This window comes from Dokdonia pacifica, from assembly GCF_900188275.1.
Lineage (GTDB): Bacteria > Bacteroidota > Bacteroidia > Flavobacteriales > Flavobacteriaceae > Dokdonia > Dokdonia pacifica.
Genome location: NZ_FZNY01000002.1, coordinates 494,950 through 515,949, shown reverse-complemented (window position 1 = coordinate 515,949; position 21,000 = coordinate 494,950). Strand labels below are relative to the sequence as shown.

General features: G+C 32.9%; 20 protein-coding genes. 4 read left to right on the top strand and 16 right to left on the bottom strand.

Going from position 1 to position 21,000, the window contains the following annotated elements; translation table 11 throughout:
• Nucleotides 1-127: 127 nt before the first annotated feature.
• Both CHB80_RS09525 and CHB80_RS09520 read left to right on the top strand, forming a co-directional pair.
• Nucleotides 128-1,480 (top strand): sigma-54-dependent transcriptional regulator, encoded by a 1,353-nt coding sequence (locus tag CHB80_RS09525; protein WP_089371210.1) that lies wholly within the window; start codon nucleotides 128-130, stop codon nucleotides 1,478-1,480.
• Nucleotides 1,470-2,813: a sensor histidine kinase gene (locus CHB80_RS09520; protein ID WP_089371209.1), complete on the top strand. Its 1,344-nt coding sequence runs from the start codon at nucleotides 1,470-1,472 to the stop codon at nucleotides 2,811-2,813. Before CHB80_RS09525 ends, CHB80_RS09520 begins: the two co-directional genes overlap by 11 nt.
• A gap of 427 nt (nucleotides 2,814-3,240) precedes the next feature.
• Here the strand turns inward: CHB80_RS09520 and fahA are convergent, their stop codons facing one another.
• Nucleotides 3,241-4,533: a fumarylacetoacetase gene (gene fahA, locus CHB80_RS09515; RefSeq protein WP_089371208.1), complete on the bottom strand. Its 1,293-nt coding sequence runs from the start codon at nucleotides 4,531-4,533 to the stop codon at nucleotides 3,241-3,243.
• Between the two features lie 113 nt (nucleotides 4,534-4,646).
• On the opposite strand from fahA, the gene glyA reads away from it, so the two are divergent.
• Nucleotides 4,647-5,921, top strand: a complete 1,275-nt coding sequence (gene glyA / locus CHB80_RS09510; RefSeq protein ID WP_089371207.1) for a serine hydroxymethyltransferase — start codon at nucleotides 4,647-4,649, stop codon at nucleotides 5,919-5,921.
• Between the two features lie 221 nt (nucleotides 5,922-6,142).
• Here the strand turns inward: glyA and CHB80_RS09505 are convergent, their stop codons facing one another.
• The 6 genes from CHB80_RS09505 to CHB80_RS09480 all read right to left on the bottom strand — a co-directional run bounded on the left by CHB80_RS09505 (nucleotide 6,143) and on the right by CHB80_RS09480 (nucleotide 10,949).
• Nucleotides 6,143-6,517 carry a response regulator transcription factor gene (locus CHB80_RS09505; protein ID WP_089371206.1) on the bottom strand — a complete coding sequence of 125 codons (375 nt, stop codon included), beginning with the start codon at nucleotides 6,515-6,517 and terminating at the stop codon, nucleotides 6,143-6,145.
• 135 nt (nucleotides 6,518-6,652) lie between these two features.
• Nucleotides 6,653-7,069, bottom strand: a complete 417-nt coding sequence (locus CHB80_RS09500) for a hypothetical protein (RefSeq protein ID WP_089371205.1) — start codon at nucleotides 7,067-7,069, stop codon at nucleotides 6,653-6,655.
• A gap of 228 nt (nucleotides 7,070-7,297) precedes the next feature.
• On the bottom strand, nucleotides 7,298-7,927 hold the full coding sequence (locus CHB80_RS09495) for a response regulator transcription factor (RefSeq protein ID WP_089371204.1): 630 nt from the start codon (nucleotides 7,925-7,927) through the stop codon (nucleotides 7,298-7,300).
• 38 nt (nucleotides 7,928-7,965) lie between these two features.
• A complete protein-coding gene (locus CHB80_RS09490) occupies nucleotides 7,966-9,747 on the bottom strand; it encodes a sensor histidine kinase (protein ID WP_089371203.1) in 1,782 nt (593 codons plus the stop codon).
• A gap of 73 nt (nucleotides 9,748-9,820) precedes the next feature.
• A complete protein-coding gene (locus CHB80_RS09485) occupies nucleotides 9,821-10,606 on the bottom strand; it encodes a hypothetical protein (RefSeq protein WP_089371202.1) in 786 nt (261 codons plus the stop codon).
• A gap of 154 nt (nucleotides 10,607-10,760) precedes the next feature.
• On the bottom strand, nucleotides 10,761-10,949 hold the full coding sequence (locus CHB80_RS09480) for a hypothetical protein (RefSeq protein ID WP_089371201.1): 189 nt from the start codon (nucleotides 10,947-10,949) through the stop codon (nucleotides 10,761-10,763).
• 166 nt (nucleotides 10,950-11,115) lie between these two features.
• Between CHB80_RS09480 and CHB80_RS09475 the strand changes: the two genes are divergently transcribed.
• Nucleotides 11,116-11,502, top strand: a complete 387-nt coding sequence (locus CHB80_RS09475; RefSeq protein WP_089371200.1) for a pyrophosphohydrolase domain-containing protein — start codon at nucleotides 11,116-11,118, stop codon at nucleotides 11,500-11,502.
• Between the two features lie 224 nt (nucleotides 11,503-11,726).
• Here CHB80_RS09475 and CHB80_RS09470 read toward each other — a convergent pair whose 3' ends face one another.
• The 9 genes from CHB80_RS09470 to CHB80_RS09430 all read right to left on the bottom strand — a co-directional run bounded on the left by CHB80_RS09470 (nucleotide 11,727) and on the right by CHB80_RS09430 (nucleotide 20,991).
• Nucleotides 11,727-12,245: an OmpH family outer membrane protein gene (locus tag CHB80_RS09470; RefSeq protein WP_089371199.1), complete on the bottom strand. Its 519-nt coding sequence runs from the start codon at nucleotides 12,243-12,245 to the stop codon at nucleotides 11,727-11,729.
• Nucleotides 12,246-12,321: 76 nt separating this feature from the next.
• A complete protein-coding gene (locus tag CHB80_RS09465) occupies nucleotides 12,322-12,561 on the bottom strand; it encodes a hypothetical protein (RefSeq protein WP_089371198.1) in 240 nt (79 codons plus the stop codon).
• Nucleotides 12,561-13,904: an adenylosuccinate lyase gene (gene purB, locus CHB80_RS09460; RefSeq protein WP_089371197.1), complete on the bottom strand. Its 1,344-nt coding sequence runs from the start codon at nucleotides 13,902-13,904 to the stop codon at nucleotides 12,561-12,563. Before purB ends, CHB80_RS09465 begins: the two co-directional genes overlap by 1 nt.
• A 140-nt stretch (nucleotides 13,905-14,044) precedes the next feature.
• A complete protein-coding gene (locus CHB80_RS09455; protein WP_089371196.1) occupies nucleotides 14,045-15,043 on the bottom strand; it encodes a M64 family metallopeptidase in 999 nt (332 codons plus the stop codon).
• 6 nt (nucleotides 15,044-15,049) lie between these two features.
• A complete protein-coding gene (locus CHB80_RS09450) occupies nucleotides 15,050-16,480 on the bottom strand; it encodes a Kelch repeat-containing protein (RefSeq protein WP_089371195.1) in 1,431 nt (476 codons plus the stop codon).
• 99 nt (nucleotides 16,481-16,579) lie between these two features.
• Nucleotides 16,580-17,920 carry a DUF58 domain-containing protein gene (locus tag CHB80_RS09445; RefSeq protein WP_089371194.1) on the bottom strand — a complete coding sequence of 447 codons (1,341 nt, stop codon included), beginning with the start codon at nucleotides 17,918-17,920 and terminating at the stop codon, nucleotides 16,580-16,582.
• Nucleotide 17,921: 1 nt separating this feature from the next.
• Nucleotides 17,922-19,013: an AAA family ATPase gene (locus tag CHB80_RS09440; protein WP_089371193.1), complete on the bottom strand. Its 1,092-nt coding sequence runs from the start codon at nucleotides 19,011-19,013 to the stop codon at nucleotides 17,922-17,924.
• Nucleotides 19,014-19,015: 2 nt separating this feature from the next.
• The gene (locus tag CHB80_RS09435) at nucleotides 19,016-20,230 is read right to left on the bottom strand and encodes a DUF4350 domain-containing protein (protein ID WP_089371192.1); all 1,215 of its coding nucleotides are present in this window, start codon (nucleotides 20,228-20,230) and stop codon (nucleotides 19,016-19,018) included.
• The gene (locus CHB80_RS09430; RefSeq protein WP_179218124.1) at nucleotides 20,227-20,991 is read right to left on the bottom strand and encodes a DUF4129 domain-containing protein; all 765 of its coding nucleotides are present in this window, start codon (nucleotides 20,989-20,991) and stop codon (nucleotides 20,227-20,229) included. The genes CHB80_RS09435 and CHB80_RS09430 overlap by 4 nt, the downstream gene beginning before the upstream one ends.
• Between the last annotated feature and the right edge of the window lie 9 nt (nucleotides 20,992-21,000).

The following is a 21,000-nucleotide window of genomic DNA, read 5'->3' as shown; positions in this document are numbered from 1 at the left end:
AATTTGTGGTTTTTTGAAAAAATAAAAGTGTCCGATTTTGATACACTTTATGTCCGAAAGTGTACACTTTTTCGAACTATATTTTTTTTGTTTTTACAAGCTGATATAAAATCGTAATATTGTAGTAATGGTATTAAAAAACGCTTCGATATTGGCTATAGACGATGATGCAGATGTACTTACTGCATTACGTCTTCTTCTTAAGCCACTAGCAAAAAACATTGTTACTGAAAAAAATCCAAGTAATATTAGGTCACAAATTGAAAAAACCGATTACGATGTGATTATTCTGGATATGAATTTTAATGGGCTAGTCAATACTGGAAATGAAGGTATTTTTTGGCTAAACGAGATTAAAAAACAAAAACCAGAAACCTTAGTCATTCTTATGACTGCTTATGCCGATATAGATTTAGCTATTAGAGGTCTTAAAGAAGGTGCTTCAGATTTTTTAATGAAGCCATGGAAGAATGAAAAGATCATAGAGACTATAAAGACGTTACTAGATAAGAAGAAAACTAAAAGCTCTAAATCAACATCTTTAAATAGTTCTAGTGTTGAAATTATTGGGGAAAGTGATGCCATGCAAGATGTCTTTATGAAGCTTGAAAAAGTGGCGCCAACCGATGCAAATGTACTTGTTCTTGGTGAAAATGGTACAGGTAAAGATTTAATTGCTAGAGCACTTCATGATAACTCAAATAGAAAAGATAAACCCTTTGTTAAAGTAGATGTAGGTGCATTAACATCAACACTATTTGAAAGCGAATTATTTGGTTATAAAAAAGGAGCATTTACAGATGCAAGAGAAGATCGGATGGGAAGATTTGAAGCTGCAAATGGAGGCACACTTTTTTTAGATGAAATAGGAAATATTACGTTAGGTCAACAAGTACGTTTACTTACCGTCATACAGAATAGACAAGTTACTCCTTTGGGGTCTAATGAAGCTATTCCTATTGATATTAGACTGATCTGTGCTACAAATGTAGATCCAAGTACATTAGCCGATGAAAGTAAATTTAGAAAAGACTTGATTTATAGGATTAATACGGTAGATATTATTATTCCTCCTTTAAGAGATCGTGGTACAGATATCACAGAACTCTCAAGACACTTCGTTTCGTTATATGCCGAAAAGTATAATAAGAATACGTTCTCTTTTGATAGTGGTTTTATTTCAAAATTGAAGAAACATGATTTTCCAGGTAATGTAAGAGAACTTCAATATGTCTTAGAACGTGCGGTCATCATGACAGACGGATCTGTTTTAAAACCTGAAGATCTCGTTTTTTCATCTATAGAACGTTCGGTGACCAAAAAAAGCATTGAGACCACAAGTTTAAACCTAGATGATATTGAAAAAAACGCCATTCTTACTGTTTTAGAAAAACACAAAGGCAATGTTTCGAAATCTGCAAAAGAATTAGGAATTACCAGAGCAGCGTTATATAGACGATTAGAAAAATATGAACTATAGAAGCTACATTCTTAAACTCTTTTTTAGAATTGCAATTATTGTAGGTCTAATTCAAGGATTGCTTTATACATTAGAGATAGCTAATAACACCTATGCTGTTATTATTAGTATAGCGATAATATACTTGCTTATAAATACCTATAGCTTTGTAAAAAGACGTTTCACTGCGATGGACGATTTTTTTGAAGCTGTGAAGTATCGTGATTTTTCAAGATGGTTTCCAGAAGATATTGGACCTAAAGATATTCGGTTTTTGTACACAGGATTCAATGAAATTAACCGTACGATAAAAGAAATAAATATTCAAAATCAAGCGCAATATGTGTATCTCCAGAAAATTTTAGAGATGGTTGATATAGGTATTATTGCTTATAACTTGGAAACCGGTGATGTACTTTGGAGTAATGATTCTTTTGGAGAGATTTTAGATGTACCTACCTTTAAAAACGTACGATTTGTTGAAACGAGAAAACCAGAATTATTTGCTACTGTTTTTGAAATGTATCACAGAGCACCAGACTCTATCTCGATTGCATTGAAAAATGAATCTATAAAAATTTTAATTTCTGATACTGTTTTTCAAGTAGAAGAAGAGGCCTTTAAGCTTATTGTTATTCAGAATATTGATGATACACTAAACAAGAATGAATCAGAATCTTGGAAGAAATTATTGAGTGTGATGACCCATGAAATTATGAATAGTATTGCTCCAATTTCTTCATTGGCAGATACACTTCATCAGAATTTACAAGTTGCACTTCAAGAACCTGAAAGCACGCAATTAGAATTGGAAGATCTTAACTCTGGTATTAAAACAATTAAAAATCGTAGCGAAGGACTTTTACAATTTGCAAAAACATATCGTAGTTTAAATAAAGTAACAAGTTTGAATCTTGAAAGAATTCGAGTATCAGAATTGTTTAATAATATTCAATTGCTGATGGAGCCATCCATTAAAGCAAAAAATATCGCTATAGATTTTAAAGTAGCAACCCCCAAATTAGAATTAGATATAGATACACATCTTATTGAGCAGGTTTTAATTAATCTATTATTAAATGCTGTCGATGCGTGTAAAGAAATTGAAAATGCTAAAATAATAGTAGAGGCTGCTCAAAATTCAAACCGAGATATTGTTATTAGAGTATTTGACAACGGCTCTGGTATTCCTAAAGATATTTTAGAAAATGTATTTGTGCCTTTCTTTACTAGTAAAGCAACGGGTAGCGGTATTGGTTTAAGTTTGTGTAAACAAATTATGTTACTTCACAAAGGAAAAATCATCGTTAAAAGTATTGAAGGGGAAGGTTCGGTATTTAGTTTGGTGTTTTAAATCTTTGTGAATCTGATATACGCTTTCGCGAAAGCGTATAATGCCAAAATAAATATTTAAGTATTTGTTTTAGTACTTTGAAATGTAATAGTCTAAAAAAGAAAGTAGTTTTTTAAGTTCCTTAAAACGGAAAGTCCTTATAAAAACGTATTAAAAATTACGCTTTTTGATATCCGAGTAACAGAAAATTATAAAAAAAGAGTACTAGAAAATGTACTCTTTTTTTATGATAACTACCCATCATTATGGTTTTGGGTATATATTTTATATTTAGGAAACCTTATTTCGTTTTCGGTTGGATTACGAGAAGTAGCTTGGTAGGTTCCTTAAAACGGAAAGTCCTGATAAAAACGTATTAAAAATTACATTTTTATCAGGACAACCACCCATTACGGTTTTGGTAATGGTTATTTTTTATTTTAGAGTCTTATTTCGTTTTCGGTTGGAATACAGGTAATAACTTAGTAGATACTTCACCAAAACCGATACGAGGGGTATCTTTTGCTTTACAATGCCCACGTATAATCACAGTGTCATTATCTTCTATAAACTTACGATCTCCACCTTCATCTAAACGAACAGGACGTTCCCCTCTCCATGATAATTCTAGCATAGATCCGTATGAATCTTGAGTAGGTCCAGATAATGTTCCGCTACCCATCATATCACCTGCATTTACAGGGCATCCATTTACAGTATGATGTGCCAACTGCTGACTCATATTCCAATACATATATTTGAAGTTAGATTTTGCTACAACCGTTTCTTTCTTTCCTTCTGGCTGTAAAGCTACTTCTAATTTTATGTCAAAACTTTTCTTTCCTTCATATTGTAAATAGGGAAGGAGTTCCTTTTTAGGTTTAGGACTCTCTACTCTAAAAGGCTCTAAGGCATCCAAAGTCACAATCCAAGGAGAGATAGACGAAGCAAAATTCTTAGCTAAGAAAGGCCCTAAAGGTACATATTCCCATTTTTGAATATCACGAGCACTCCAGTCATTAAATAAGACCAAACCAAAAATGTTTTCTTCTGCATCTTTTGTTGTGATGGATTCTCCTAGATTGTTTGCAGCAGTGGTGATAAATGCCATTTCTAATTCAAAATCTACCAGACGTGATGGCCCAAAAATAGGCTCTGTAGCACCATTTGGTAATTTTTGTCCTTGTGGTCTATGTACAGGAATTCCTGATGGAATGATAGAAGAACTTCTACCGTGATATGCCACAGGTAAGTGTAACCAGTTAGGCATCAATGCATTTTCCTCTCCTCTAAACATGGTTCCTACATTGGTAGCATGCTCAATACTAGAATAAAAATCGGTATAATCACCTATCTGTACAGGAAGCTGCATCTCTACTTCACTCATGTCAAAAATAACAGTCTCACGGTGTTTTTTATTTTCGCGTAAAGCGTCATTACTTTCATTAAAAATTTCAGAAATACGATTACGTACCAGTCGCCATGTTTTACGACCATCGGCAATAAAATCATTTAGAGTGTCTTGTAGAAAAATATCATCAGTAAGTGGAATTCCTTCAAAATAACCTAGCTGATGCAAAGCACCTAAGTCAATAGCATAATCTCCTATACGTGTACCAATGGTAATGACATCATCACGTGTTAGGAATACACCAAAAGGGATATTTTGAATGGGAAAATCAGTATTCTTGGGAGTATTTAGCCAAGTTTTTATCGAGGGATTGTTAGCAGATAGTGGCATATATGGTTCTTAATAAGATGTTAGTAAATTTTACTACCCAAATATAGGATTTTATAGTACTGCAATAAAGACTTTATGTTATTTTTACAACTCTTTTTAACATAAGATATATTATGCAACGCGACACAGCTATTTTTGATTTAATACAAGAAGAAAAAGAACGCCAATTAGATGGCTTAGAATTAATTGCTTCAGAAAATTTTGTCAGCGACCAAGTAATGGAAGCCGCCGGATCAGTCCTTACAAATAAATATGCCGAAGGATATCCAGGTAAACGTTATTATGGTGGTTGTGAAGTAGTAGATGAGGTAGAAACGATTGCTATAGAACGCGCAAAAGAGCTTTTTGGCGCCGCCTATGCTAATGTACAACCACATTCAGGATCTCAAGCAAATACAGCTGTTTTTCATGCATGTTTAAAGCCTGGAGATACCTTTTTAGGGTTTGACCTTTCTCATGGTGGTCACTTAACTCATGGATCTCCTGTTAATTTTTCAGGACGTTTATACAATCCTGTATTTTATGGAGTAGAGAAGGAGACAGGACGTTTAAATTATGATAAAATACAAGAGATCGCTTTACGTGAAAAGCCAAAAATGATTATAGCAGGTGCTAGTGCGTATTCTCGTGAAATTGATTATGCACGCTTTCGCGAAATTGCAGATAGTGTAAATGCTATTTTGATGGCAGATATTGCACATCCAGCAGGTTTGATCGCTAAAGGAATTATCTCAGATCCAATTCCGCATTGTCACGTAGTAACGACAACCACTCATAAAACCCTCCGTGGGCCAAGAGGCGGATTAATATTAATGGGAAAAGATTTTGAAAACCCATTTGGAATTACACTTAAAAGCGGAAAACCACGTATGATGTCTTCTCTATTAGATAGTGGAATCTTTCCAGGAAATCAAGGAGGGCCTTTAGAACACATCATCGCGGCTAAAGCAATTGCTTTTGGAGAAGCGCTCACCGATGAGTTCTTACACTATATGATCCAAGTAAAGAAAAATGCAGAAGTAATGGCTGCTGCATTTGTTGCCAAAGGATATGATATTATCTCTGGAGGAACCGATAATCACATGATGCTTATTGATCTTCGTAATAAAGATATTACTGGAAAAGCCGCCGAAGCAGCGCTTGGAAAGGCAGATATTACCGTAAATAAAAACATGGTACCTTTTGATGATAAATCACCATTTGTAACGTCTGGTATTCGTATAGGTACTGCAGCAATAACAACAAGAGGTCTTAAAGAAAATGATATGCAAATCATTGTAGACTTTATTGATGAGGCTATCATGAATCATGAAGATGATGCAGCTTTAGAAGCAATTGCTTCTAAAGTAAATGCAATGATGGGAGATAAGCCATTATTTGTAGCATAATTATTTTATAAGATATTATATATAAAAGAAGCCCCAAAATGGGGCTTCTTTTATGTTTGATCTTTACTTATAGATAGCGAGAAGTCTATCTTTATTAAAACATAGGTAACCGTAATACTAATAGCAAATTCTATTTCCATGGCAATATAGGTATGTAAACTACCTAAAAGTAGGTATACTATACCCATTAAAACATACCCTCTTTCGGGTATTTGTTTCTCCTATTTTTTGTGGAGATATTGATATGCCATCTTTTGTAAAGCACCTGTACCTGAGATTTGTAGTTTTTTAATAATATTTTTTCTATGGGTACTTACAGTAGCTTCACTAATAGCGAGCATATCTGCAATTTCTTTTGAAGAAAAATCAAGTCCAATCAAATTAAAAATTTGATTTTGTCTAGCAGATAGGGCATTAGAATAAAGCTCTTGTTTACTATATATTTTAATAAGATGAAGTATTTTATCTATGAGTTCTGGGTCATTAGAAATAGCTCTATATGCTGTAATGATTTTAAGCGTTTGGTGTATGTTTAATTTCTGATGTTGAGAGCAAGCTTGCTCGATATTTGCTATGATTTCTTGGGTTACATTCATAGTTTAAAACTAGAGAGAATAAAGAGAAGATAAAATACCCATCACTAGGTATTTGTGAAAAAGTACTAGTAAAATAAAAGGCGGGCTATTACTAAGAATAACCCGCCTTTTCCACTAATGATCTTCTGTGTCTTTTTATTTAAGAGTACCTTTTGAAAAGTATCCCCAATCGGTATTTCCGTCTTTTTCGTCTGATTTATTTGACACATGTCTCATATGATAAACAGACAATTCTGAACCAGAAGAATAGGAAAGGGAAAACATCTGTGTTTCTGTCCAAACTCCCCCTTTGTTGATCCAGAAAAAATTTAGTTGTTCCCCATATCCTTTGCTTATCTGTACCTCAAATTGTCTGTCTTTTACTAAATCGCCATCGCTATCGGTTGTAACTCCGTATACATTATTATCTTCTATAAATAAAGAGAGGGTATATTTTTCTCCATTTTCTTTTTCCATAACACCTTCCCAAAGACCGTCGAAATCTCGATCCTGAGAGAATCCTTGGAAGATTGATAACATAAGAAACGCGGCAAATAAAATTGTTTTTTTCATGGTTTGTTGTAATTTTTTACTTGTTAAAAGTAACTATAATGGTTAGTTAAAAAAATACCTAGTATAGGGTATTTTGCGTTTTTAAGATACAAATTATGTGGTAAAACCATAATTCACTATTAAATTATAAGTAGAAAATTGAATACCACTTTTAAGTGGTAAGCGTATGTATTTTTGTAATGTGTTGATTACAAATAGTGTATGAAGAGAAAAGTAATATGAACTTTTTTAAAAATCGTATTTTTTTTCTATTGCATATTTAAGAAGTTCCCCTTTGCCACTTAGCCCTAGTTTACGCATCATATTTTTACGATGTTTTTCTACAGTAGAGACTGCTGTAAATCGTATATCGGCGATTTCTGAAGAGGTTTTATTCTGTGCGATTAAGCGTAGGATTTCTCGTTCACTTTTTGATAATACGGATTTTGGTGTTTTAGCTTTCGCGAAAGCGTCATCAAATAGTCTTTGATCGATGCCAGTATCATAGTATACTTTTCCTTGCATTACCGCATGTATGGCTTTTAAAATCTCTTCTAGCGGGCTATTTTTAAGAATATACCCTTTGGCTCCTGCATCTCGCATTTGTATGACTGCCTGGTCCTGATCAAACATAGAAAAGGCAATAACCTTAGTATGCGGAAATTCTTTCATGATGATTTTAGTGGCCTCAATCCCATCTAGTTTAGGCATTCGAATATCCATAATCACCACCTTAGGTTGTTTGAGACGTACAATATCTAATAGATCCCTACCATCATTTGAAGTTCCAATAATCGAAATACCTTCTTCATACTTTAAAAGTAATGATATCCCGTCTATAAGGGATTGGTGATCTTCTGCAATGGCAACTGTAATCATAAGGATGTATTATTTATGCTATAAATATAATGGTATTCTTATAATGGGATGTCTATACTTATACTTGTACCACGACCTAGAGCACTATCTACCTCCATCGTACCTTCTAAGTGTTCTACACGTCTTTCTATACTACCCAAGCCCATACCGTCTTTTTCTTTGAGTTTACCTACCTTAAACCCTTTTCCATTATCCTCAATCATGATGTTGAGTTCGTTGTCATGTTGGGTAAGCGAGATATTAGCCTCTGTAGCCTGAGCGTGTTTAATGATATTAGTCACTAACTCCTGAATGATTCTAAAAATGGTAATTTCTAATTCATTAGCGATTCTATTTTCCAGCCCAAAGTCTTGTACTTCTATTTGAAGATTATTATTGGAAGAAACAGTATTTGCTAGTTTTTGAATCGCAGGTAAGAGCCCATCTTTTGCTAGGACGCCACTATTACGTTCATGAGAGATGGAGCGCACTTTTGTGTAGGCTTCATTAACGAGCGCATTGGTTTTTTGAAGTAGGGCTTTTGGATCATCTACTTTATCAAGGTTGCGTTCTAGATTTTCTACTTGCATACGAACCGTAGCTAGTGTACTTCCTAAATTATCGTGTAATTCACTAGCAAGTCGTAGGCGTTCTTTTTCTTGTCCAGAAATCATAGCGTTAATAGTTTCGATTTCTTTCTCCTTCAGAATCGTTTCTGTTTTCTGTATTTGGAGTTCGCGATCTTGCTCTGCAATGCGTTGTTTTCGTTTGGTGTTGCGGTACACTAAGAAGGCAATGATGGATACAGCCACAAGGCTTCCACCTAATCCTAGAGCTATGTTTTGGTTTTTACGTCGTTGGTTATTAATGATTAACTTATCGTTTTTTAGTTTTTCAGTTTGATTTTCTACAGATAAAATTGAAGATTCTAAAGAATTGTTTTGATACCCTATTTTATATTCCATATCTATAGTCTTTCGGAGAAAATAATATGCGGAATCGTATTTTTTTTCTTCTGATAAGATATATGCTTTTAGACGTTCATTGTAAAATTGATTTTTTAATTTTTTAGAATATCCAATTTTATTTATGAGATATTCATAGGCAATTTCATAATTTTCATCTTGATAATGATTAAATGCAATTTGCCATAAAATATCAGATTTTAATTCATTTCTATAAGTATCATTTTCAAGTGTTTTTAGAGCTTTTTCAAAATAGGAATTAGAAGATATTAAGTCTTCTTTTAGTCTAGCTTGTAAAGCTTTTTCTCTATAATAATAAGTATATAAAGGATGTGAAGCTGGTACATTTTTATAAATTTGTTCTAAAGCATTAGTAAAAGAAATATAAGAATCTTCAACCCATAAATCCTCATTTGCTTTTGAACTAAAAATGATATTATAATTGAAAATTAAAACATCATCATAAACATCTGTATTGAGTTCAGTGAATTGTTCTAAATAGTTTAAGTACATTTTACTACCTATAAATATTTCAGAAGCAAAAACATCTAGAATTCCTATAAGTGCATTTTGTTTTTTTAAAGTATTATTTTCATTTTCAGCTATTTTGAGTGCCTTTAAAAATAATTTATATGCTTCTAAATTGTCTTGAATATCTTGATATCTATACACATATGCATTATATAGAGTTTGAAGATATATAATATCATCTTCGTTTGTAATTCTACTTATGTCTATACTATCTATTTCTCGTGTAGTTATAAGATGTATAAGTTCTTTTGCAAGAATAGATTTCTTCTCATTTTTAAAAGTACTAGCATTTTGTAGACTAGTAGTATATTCTTGATTTTTTAAAGAACGTAAATAGCTATCCATAGATACATCTTGTGCGTGTATATGGATAGCTATTAAAAATAATAAACAAAAAAAATATTTATTCAATTTGTAATTAATTGTTTGTATCTACTGTTAAGGTACTTTGTTTACATCTAAATCCAGCGAGGGTAAAAGTACCATCAAAATTTTGAGCTATATCCTTTGGATCTTCATCATAATCATATTTTGCTATTACAAAATTATCACCATCTACGTGAAAAAATTCAGTATCAATTATACCTGTATGATTATGTGCTATTTGCGAAGCTTTTGAGTTATACTTTTGATCACAAAAAACACAAAAAGATTCATTTATAATATTATCATCTTCAAAATTAAATATCGATTTATAAATTGCATACCAAATAAATGTTGTTTCTCTATTTCTTTCTTCATCAAAATACTTATATTTTTTACAAAAAATCCCACTACCTCTATCGCATAATGAATCTAAGTCTTTCTTACTAAACTCTTTATTAGGAGCAATAAGAAACATAGGTATTAAATATCTTACTATTTTAAGTCTATTGTCTTTGTCTCCTATTTTATATTCGAAATTAAAATTATATGATTCTGTTGTTCTAGTACGATTTAATGCTTGTACTAAAATATCAATTTGTCCATTTGTTTTGTTAAAAATCACATCATAAATACCTAATTGTATTTGACCTTTATAGTTTCGGATTTTGAATTGAATTTCTCTCCTTGTTTCTCCGTCTTTCTCTTTTATAATAGTGAATTTAGCATAAATAGCATAAGTGGTTCCATAATTTTGGCTGGCAATTATAAATTGCCAATTTTTATCATTATTATAATCAATACTAGATAATAGGTTATCAGAATTGCTTTCTTTTTCCATTTTTTATTTTGTTTATAATTAATATGTTGCTAAACTAATAGACAATTGTAGTAGTCGGTATACCCATTATCGGGTATATTCTCCTAACAAGCTATGAGAAATTTACAAGTACAAAAAATAAAATCGATCAAAAACTATAAATAACGATAAAACGTTATCCTTTGAGTGTATACTTAATGACAAAAAGTAAGGCAACAAAACCAATGAATCCTAGAAGTATCCAACGAGAACCTTTGTATTCTTTTTTATGAAGTTTAGCATCTTTACGGTAGGAATAGGTTATAAAAGCTATAAATGCAACAACAAAGAAAATAACAAAAATCAACTGTCCAGTACTAAACATTTTGTGGTATTTTAGAGACTTCAAAAATACGACATAGCTCGTATATTTACGAACAAATTATTAATAATATACCCGCCGTAATTTATGCTGAGTGTCGCACTGAGCTAGTCGAAGTGCATAGTCGGAGTAGGGGCAAAAAAGGATACCCGCCTTCTCGGGTACTAGTATGAAGAACAAAATAGCTGCCGTACACGAATTTCACAGTGCATTTGGATTAGGAATAGAAGAAACTCCTACTGCACAATTAACCAAAGAGAAAAATCTACTTCGTTTTAATTTAATGAAGGAAGAAAACGAAGAATATTTGGAAGCTGCTAATGATGGAGACTTAGTAGAAGTAGCAGATGCTTTAGGGGATATGCTATATATCTTATGTGGTACCATTATAGAACATGGAATGCAAGATAAGATAGAAGAAGTCTTTAATGAGATTCAACGTAGTAATATGAGTAAGTTAGGAGAAGATGGAAAACCGATTTATCGTGAGGATGGAAAAGTGCTAAAAGGTCCTAATTACTTTAAACCAAATATTAAAGAAATCCTAGAGAAATAAGAGTATAGACCAATCAAGATGCTCGTTGATAGAAAATAGACTTTTTTATTGCAAAGTGATTTTTTTATTAGGAATTGAAAGTACTTTTTATACTATTGAGATATACAGAGCACTCATATAAACCTCTATTTTAAAATGATATATCTACTCAAACAGTAGTTCTATCACATAAAAAAGCCATTCATTATGAATGGCTTTTTTATTGATGTTATTTTGTAAAGCGATTATTCTTGTTTTACAGTAATTCCCATTTTAGCAAGTACCTTTAAAGTAATATCATGCGTTGGGTCTATGTATGCTAAATTATTATTATTTCCAATGTTTAGGATTTGAGTGTATCCTAATTCTTTAGCAACAATAGCAACATTCTCACCAATTTTTTGATAAAGAGGTTGTAATAATTCGTTTTGTTTTAATTGTACAAGCTGTGTTCCGTTGTTACGAAATTTTGTGATATCGCTTTCTAATGTAGCCAGCTCTTCTTGTTTTGCTTTTTTCTCTGCATCTGTCATTGCAGCAAAGCCAGCTTCTGCAGCTTTATATACCTTGTCATAATTAGTTAATTTATCAGCTAATTGTTTTTCAAGGTCTTGATTGTATACTTTAAGGGCATCTTGTGCACCTTTTAGCTCAGGCATTTGAGATAACGTATAATCGGCATCTACAGTACCTACTTTTGTGGTTTGAGCAAATGTTGTCGCAGAAAATAGAGCAACAAATGCGATAAGAATCATTTTCTTCATTGTATATAATTTATTAGTTTTTTTAGCGTCGCGCGTGCAAATATATGAGATAGAAACCAATATCTGTGCCGAACTATTAATTTTCAGTGTATACTTGTCCTCTGTGTGGTTTTAGAGCGTCTCTTACAGGGCGCATTTCATCTTCCTGAACGACCAAGTAGGCAATGCTATGAAGCTCGCTAATATCTTCTACACCTGTGATTTGAGTGGTTAACGCTTTCGCGAAAGCGAACTCTTTCAGATGTTTTTCATGATGCACTGCTGTTTGTGCACCTGCAGGGCCTCTAAAATCCCAAATGAGTTTTAAAAGTCTCATTAAATTCCTGTATAGTTTTCTGGAGTGATTGTTTTTAACTCTCCTTTTATAGCTTCACTTACGTCAAGGGTATCTATGAATGCAGCAATAGATTCTTGCGTGATGTGTTCATTTACGCGTGTTAATTCTTTTAGCGCTTCATATGGGTTTGGATAGGCTTCACGACGTAATATCGTCTGAATTGCTTCTGCCACTACCGCCCAATTGTTTTCTAGATCTTGTGCTATCTTCTGTTCATTAAGGAGTAATTTATTTAATCCTTTTAAAGTAGATTGTAACCCTATAACAGTATGCCCTATAGGTACTCCTATATTACGTAATACTGTACTATCAGTAAGATCACGTTGTAATCTTGAAACTGGAAGCTTTGCAGCTAGGTGTTCAAAAATTGCATTTGCAATACCTAAGTTCCCTTCACTATTTTCAAAATCAATTGGATTTACTTTATGTGGCATTGCACTAGAACCTACTTCTCCTGCTTTGATTTTCTGCTTAAAATACTCCATAGAGATATAGGTCCAGAAATCACGATTTAGGTCAATAATAATGGTATTGATTCTCTTTAGGCCATCAAATAATGCAGCCATGTGATCATAGTGCTCTATTTGTGTAGTAGGGAAGGAGTGATGTAGGCGTAAGGTTTCTTGTACAAAACTATTTCCAAAAGCTTTCCAATCTATCATTGGATAGGCTACTTTGTGAGCATTAAAATTTCCTGTAGCACCACCAAATTTTGCAGCACTTGGGATATCATTTAATAGATTCAATTGTTCTTCTATACGTACTACAAATACTTCAATTTCCTTTCCTAAACGAGTAGGAGAGGCGGGTTGTCCGTGTGTACGTGCTAGTAATGAGATAGAACTCCATTCATCTACTAGTTGTTTTAAGTGATCTACAACTTCTAATAATTGTGGAATATACACTTGGTTTACAGCATCTTTAAGACTTAATGGAATTGCTGTATTATTAATGTCTTGAGAGGTAAGCCCGAAGTGAATGAATTCTTTATATTCTGCAAGATGAAGGGTATCAAATTTTTGTTTGATAAAATATTCAACAGCTTTTACATCATGATTGGTTGTCTTTTCAATGTCTTTGATAGCTTGTGCATCTTGGGTAGTAAAGTCTGAGTATATTTCGCGTAAAGCGATATAAGAATGTTTATCAATACTTTCTAATTGGGGTAATGGTAATTCACATAGTGCGATAAAGTATTCTATTTCTACTTTAACTCGATACTTTATAAGTGCTTCTTCAGAAAAGAAGGGTACAAGCGATTCTGTTTTTGATGCATAACGACCATCAATAGGTGAGATGGCTTGTAAATGTGACAACGACATATGATGTAGTTTTAAATAAGGGGCAAAGATAAAAAACACTATGATAGCATAAGAATTATAACCTATAAAAAGTTAGGATATGTTCATAAAAAAAGGATGTTCATCTCTTAACATCCTTTTTACATCAATTTATGGCTAATCTAATGCATGCATCCATAGAGAACTTGTGTGTTTACGGATTTTCCTTGGGTAGAAATTGCCGATCTAGTGACCACATCATTTGCTAAAAATGTTTCAAAATCATATGGAATTCCGCGTATTTCATAAATTCTTTTTACAATAGTCTCTCTACTAGGGGCATTAAAGAGGTCGGCAAATATACTACTGCCACCTCTCATAATACTTTCATTTTGTGGTCTCCATACTCCTTCAGATACATAACCACCCCCTTCATATGCTCCTACATTTGCATAGCCTGGAAGGTCAATAAAATGACTCCATTTGATTTGAGAGAGGTCATCTGTATTATCTAGATTAGGAATAAAAGAGACATTTGGAGTGGTTTGATTTTGTAATTCATATTCATCACCTAATCCACCAAAAGAATGTCCTACTTCATGTACCATTGTAAATTGGGAAGTACTTCCTGAGTGTGCAACATCACACCCAAAACACGCATTCCCACCACCACGTCCATTCAGAACTATTAAAATATTGCTATTGTTTCGGTATCCTATGGGTAATTTGTTTTTATAAAAATCGAGTTTATCATAATCAGAAGCATAGAAGTCTCTACCGGTCCATCCTTCGTATGCATAGGATCCAAGTGCAGTACTATCTACACTTTCGTTTTCTGGAATAGTGCGTGATTGTGATTCTGTATATATGATAGCGGCATTAAAGTGTTCTTGATAGCTAGCAAATGGTTCTCTGCTAAAGAGGTAGTCAAAATAACGCTCGGCATCGGCTCTATAACTGCCATAGATTTCTCCTAAATCTTCTTTTACATAACCATCACCTATAAATACCATCGTAATACCATTTGGTCCTGCATTTTCAAAAAGCATTTCTACTTCACCATCTTCAAAAAATGTAACATCTTCGGCAAGAACAGGCTTAAAACGATCATTGTCATCTCCAGAGCATGCATACATACTTAGGGCGATAGCAATTACAAAAAGGATTTTTATTGTTTTCATAAATGATTAGTTTAAAGTAGCTTCATATACGCTGTTAGTATAACCATTGGGTGCGCCAAGATTTTCTGAAGTTACAAAATATACCTTATTACCAGTAACTTGAAATTGTTCAATATTCTTATTTACTAAAATGACATCCAAGTTATCTGTACTTATTTCTTCAAAACTGCTATCTAGCGTATTATAAACTCCAAAAACTTTTTGTTGATTTTGTTCACTGTTAAATGGTTTTACTCCTAATACATATATAAGGTTTTCTACAGTAGATGTGTAGGCTTGTTGAATGATAACAGGAAGTTGTATCTGATTTTGAGCTCCAGTATCTATATGATATGTATATAAAGTGTCAGATCCATCAAATTCTGAATCCCAACCTCCAAATATATATAAGACCTGATCAATAACTTCACCATCCATAAAAGCGATATCAGATGGAGCTGGTATGGTTGCTAATGGTTGTGTACTGGCATCCCCTATGCGCCATGTTGAAATGATATTACTATTATCATAATTTCCAAAGGTATAAACGGTATCGTCTAAAGAAGCTGTACCATTAAATATGAGTGTGGTAAATGGGTCTATTTCAATAAATGATTCTACGCCTGTTAATTCATAGTCTAATGCTTGAAATCTAGCTCCTCCTAGACTTAGAACTTTTCCATCTATAAATTCAATGTTTTTAGTTGCAAAATCTTGTAGTGTAAACTCAATAGAAGTTGCAGTATGATTACTTAAATCATATTTAAACGCTTGTTGAGCTCCTAATCCTTCTAGATCATTTCTATTAGTAATGTAGAGACTGTTTTGTGATTGAGATACTTTAAAACCTACTCTAGGGACTCCTGTACTAAAACTGAATAATTCTTGTGGATCTGATAGGGTTGTAGGAATGCTTAGGTACTCAGATTGATTTTTAGGATTCATGTTTAGGTTTAATGTATCATTAGAATTTACAGCACCAATGATAAGTGTGATCTCACCAGATTCCTGAACATAATTTCCTGTTATTCTATTATCTGGAGTGGAAAGAATACCAGTTTCAGCATCTATGTTTATTACAAAATTTTCTGAAGATGCATTTCTATCTGTACCTGCTTCTAGCGTATTTTGAGCTTGCAGATTGATATCATATCCTTTTTTCCAATGAAGTTGAATGGTTTGATTTGCACCTTCTGTAAATGTAAATACATCATCTCTTACAACATAACTTCCTGTAAGGGTAACATTGTTATTATTTTGTTTCACTAATAGTGCTTGTTCAATTTCCCAAACTCCATCAGAACTATTGTTAGTTATTACTTCGATAATCGTTGCTACATCTAGTGTTTCTGGTGTAGTAGTAGTCGGATCTATGGTAGTGTCATCGTCGTTTTGACAGCTATAAAAACTACTGATAATTAGTAATAAACTTGTAAAATATATTAAAGGGTTTTTCATAATTCAAGAAATAAGTTGTTATACCTACTTATCTGAATTACAAGAAAAAGGTTGCGTTTTTTTTAAAAGAATTTTTTGAAAACTAGAAAACAAAATAAATTAGATAAGCCCTTTTGCTTTGATTTCTAGATACTTATTTATAGTATTGACGGTAAGATCTTCAGGTTTGGTTAAAATGGTTTGGATACCATATTTTGCAAGTGTTTTTGCCATTACTTTTTTATCATAATCTGTTTTTTGAGCAATGGTTTTGTGATAAACCGTCTCCAGATCTTCTGCTTTTGTATGTAATAACTCGTCCAGTTCTGTATTCTGAAAAAAGATAACCACCAATACATGTTTTCGCGAAAGCGCTTTTAAATAAATGAGTTGCCTTTCTAAAGATGAAATATGTTCAAAATTGGTGTATAGAAGTAGTAAACTACGTTGTGTAACCTTACGTTTGATTTGTGTATACAACGTGCTAAAATCACTATCTAAAAATTTTGTATTGGTATTATATAATACTTCTAGAATTGTATTAAGATGTGTTTTTTTACTACTTGCCGGAACATGATTCTTTATATTTTCGGCAAAAGAGATCAGTCCTACTTTATCTTTTTTCTTAAGTGCAATATTAGAAAAGGCTAGTGTACTATTAATCGCATAATCGAGTAGGGTAAGACCATCAAATGGCATTTTCATAGTTCGGCTCGCATCTATAATCGTATAAATAGGTTGTGCCTTTTCATCCTGGTATTGATTAACCATTAGGCTTGCTCTTTTTGCGGTAGCTTTCCAGTTAATAGTACGTACATCATCACCTATTACATAATCTTTGATTTGCTCAAACTCCATGGTATGTCCAATACGACGTATTTTTTTCATACCATACAGCGTGAGTCTATTATCTAGAGCAAGAAAGGAATACTTTTTCATTTGAATAAATGAAGGATACACCTTTACCATTTGATCTTTTTCAAAGCGATAACGTCTTTTTACAATACCAATCGGACTACTTACATATACATTAAGATGTCCAAATACATACTCACCACGCTCTACAGGGCGTAACTTATAGACATATTCTTGGTTTGATTTTGCAGGAATTTGAAATGTTTTTTTAAAATCTCTTTTTTGAAATTGTACAGGGATTTCATCTATAATGGTTACCGTAATTTCAAAGGGATATTTGTTTTGAATATTTACACTAAGTTCATTTAAATCACTATTTGAAAATTTTTCAGGTAGTAATCGTTGCGCTTTTATGGGTTCGCTTCCGCGAAAAAGGACCAAGCAATCTATAAAAAATATAACAGCAAGCCCTAAGCATAAAAGGTTTGTTATTGGAAATAGAAAATGAAACCAATTTGAAATAAGGTAAAGTGCCCCAATAATGGCGATTACATAGAAAATTCTATGTCGTACAAATAAAGATTTTATAAAACGAATAAGTGCCAATCTATCTAGGGATTTCTATGGATTGTACAATCATATCAATTACTTGTTCAGGTGTCATTCCTTCCATTTCTCTTTCTGGAGATAGAATAATACGATGACGCATTACAGGTACTACGGCACGCTTTACATCTTCTGGAATTACAAAGTCACGACCAGCGATTGCTGCAAATGCCTTGGCTGCATTCATAATAGCTAAAGATGCACGAGGAGAACCTCCTAAATATAAATGCGGATGCTTACGAGAGCTCATCACAATTTCTGCAATATAATTAAGGATTTTTTCCTCAATCATAACAGCTTGCGTCTGTTCTCTGAAGGTCGCTAGTTTTGTAGGGTTTAATACTGCATTAATAGTATCTTTTGCAATAACACCTTTACGATCATGGTGATTTTTTAAGATAGATACTTCTTCTTCTAATGAAGGGTAGTCTACTTTAATTTTAAATAGAAAACGATCTAATTGTGCCTCAGGAAGTGCATAAGTTCCTTCTTGCTCTACGGGATTTTGAGTTGCTAATACCATAAACGGAGGATCCATTGGATAACGTATACCGTCTATAGTTATTTGACGTTCTTCCATAACTTCAAATAATGCCGCTTGAGTTTTGGCAGGCGCACGATTGATCTCATCAATAAGAACAATATTAGAAAAGATAGGTCCTTTTTTGAATTCAAAATCACTCGTTTTCATGTTTAGTACAGACGTTCCTAATACATCACTTGGCATTAAGTCTGGTGTGAATTGCAAACGACTAAATTGTGTGTCAAGCGTTTTTGAAAATAGTTTGGCAGTTACTGTTTTTGCAATTCCAGGAACCCCTTCTATAAGTACATGACCATCAGAAAGTAATGCAACAATAAGAAGTTCTATAAACTCAGATTGTCCTACAATAATTTTTGCAAGCTCTTCTCGTATTTTATCTGCAGCATTACGTAATTCTTCTAACGGAATTCTATTCGTAAACGTAAGATTCTCTTGAGTACTCGTTGTATCTTCTATAATTTCTTCTGGAGTTGCCGAAGGAGTATCTTGTGGTAATGGCGTGTTTTCTTTTCCATCTTCTGGTGTTCCAGTTCCTGTTACGTCGTCCATGTTTATTTAGTTTTAAAAGCTTCTATAAGCTTATTTAATTTTAATAATTCTTCTTGTGTAATTGGATATTTCTGACCAATGGCAGTAATGTAATCCATGAGTCGTTTTGTGTCTTCTTGCGTATTATTAGATTTTGAAGCCAATCTTCCTATAAAATCAAGTCCTCTATCTGAAGTCTGTAATAAATAGTGCTCTCTTATGTATTCCATAAAGTGATTGATTTGATGCAAAGCAATACTTTTATGATCTTGCTTTTCATAATACATTCCTGCAATAGTTTTTGTAAAAGCAAGTGTTTGGTTTGGTAACGGTTTTATAATTGGTATAGCTCTTTGTTTACGTTTTCCTTCAAAGAATATCCAAAGAATTACACCAATAATAAGCATATAATAGGCCCATTTAAAATACCTATTACTTAATAAATAACGTAAACGAGAGGTTTGTAGCGTTTTCCCATTCTTATAGTGGTTGTCCCAGAAAATGGGTCCTTCTTCGGGAAGATATTTTAAAGCAGCCTCGGTGTATGTGTAATTGGTATTATGAAGCATGAAATAGTTGGTAAATACATCAGGCATAAGATGTATTACAATAGTTCCTTCTTCAAAGGCTTGTTTTATAAAATGTACTTTAGGAGCATTTAATGAGAGCGTGTCTTCATCTTTTCTATAGTCGTACATTCCTAAAACATATGTATTAAGAGTATCTACCTCTTCAAAATAGGAAGTCTGTATATCTCGATCTAAGGCATAAGGAACTTTTGTTACAAGGTCAGGATGCGCAAGTTCTAATAAAGGCTTTCTATCTAAGTTATCTAATTGATAATAAGAATCGGTTTCTAAGGAGAGTGTATCCAAAATAGTTTTCCCTATACCACGTGCTCCTATATACAATGTATTGCCACGAGCTACCCAATCTAATAATTGCAAGGCTTCGATTTCATCAAAACTGATATAATCATTTACAAAAAAATAGGTTCCTTTTTGATGGTTGCTATCAGATAGAAATTCATAGGGAGGTCTTGATATTTCTTTAAAATCATCAGCGCCTCTAGCTTCTTTAAGAGTATTATAAAGTACAAAAGTACCATATGGTATTTTATCTTTTGTTGCATAGCTACTAAACCAATTTACAGGGTCTTTCTGACTAGACTCTAAAAAGACAAGTGCCGCAATAAGCATTAATAACACACCAACAAGTATTTTGAATGTTTTACTCATAGTGTGTTTGTTAATGTTAAAAATGAAGATTGTGCTTTTTCAAATGATTGTGCATCTACTTCAAAATTTCCGTACCAGATATAATCATAGATATCTGTGACACGTCTAAATTGTTTGCGTACATTTTGGTCTTTTACCTCATAAATGTATTCGTGATTTGTTTTTTGCACTTGCCAATCTATTAACTCTTTTCCACTCATTTTCTGAAGTACATGTAAATAATAAAATCGTATGGCAAGTCTATGGTTTCCAGCAGCAATTGCTTTGTCAATAAGTGATTGGATATCTTCGTGTTTGATAAGCTCTTCATCATCAGACATGAATGCTTGGGATGCAGGTTTTTTATTGAATAGTATCTCACCACTATCCATTTTTGAAAATGCCCATATAGCTAGAATAAGTAAGATGCCTCCAATAATGTAAGGTAATAGCCTAATAAAGGTAGACAAAGCTCCTACAGCTTTTTCTTGATCTTCAAATATCCAATCAAAGATACTACTCAGAATATCATAAAACCATTGTTTGATATTATTCCATCTAGTATCTTCTTCAAAAACTTCTACATAGTTAAAATCTTCATCATTTTGATATTCTTCTATTTTATTTTTATCAAGTGTAATTGGAGAGAGTGGAGACGTATCTTTTTGAAGTTCTTGTGAAATCTCAGTATCAGTACTTTCTTGTATAAGAGTGGGTACATACGGTAGTGCAGCATAGCTGCTTTTCGCGCAAAGCGAACTTAAAAAAATGAAAAGACACACAATGCTCTG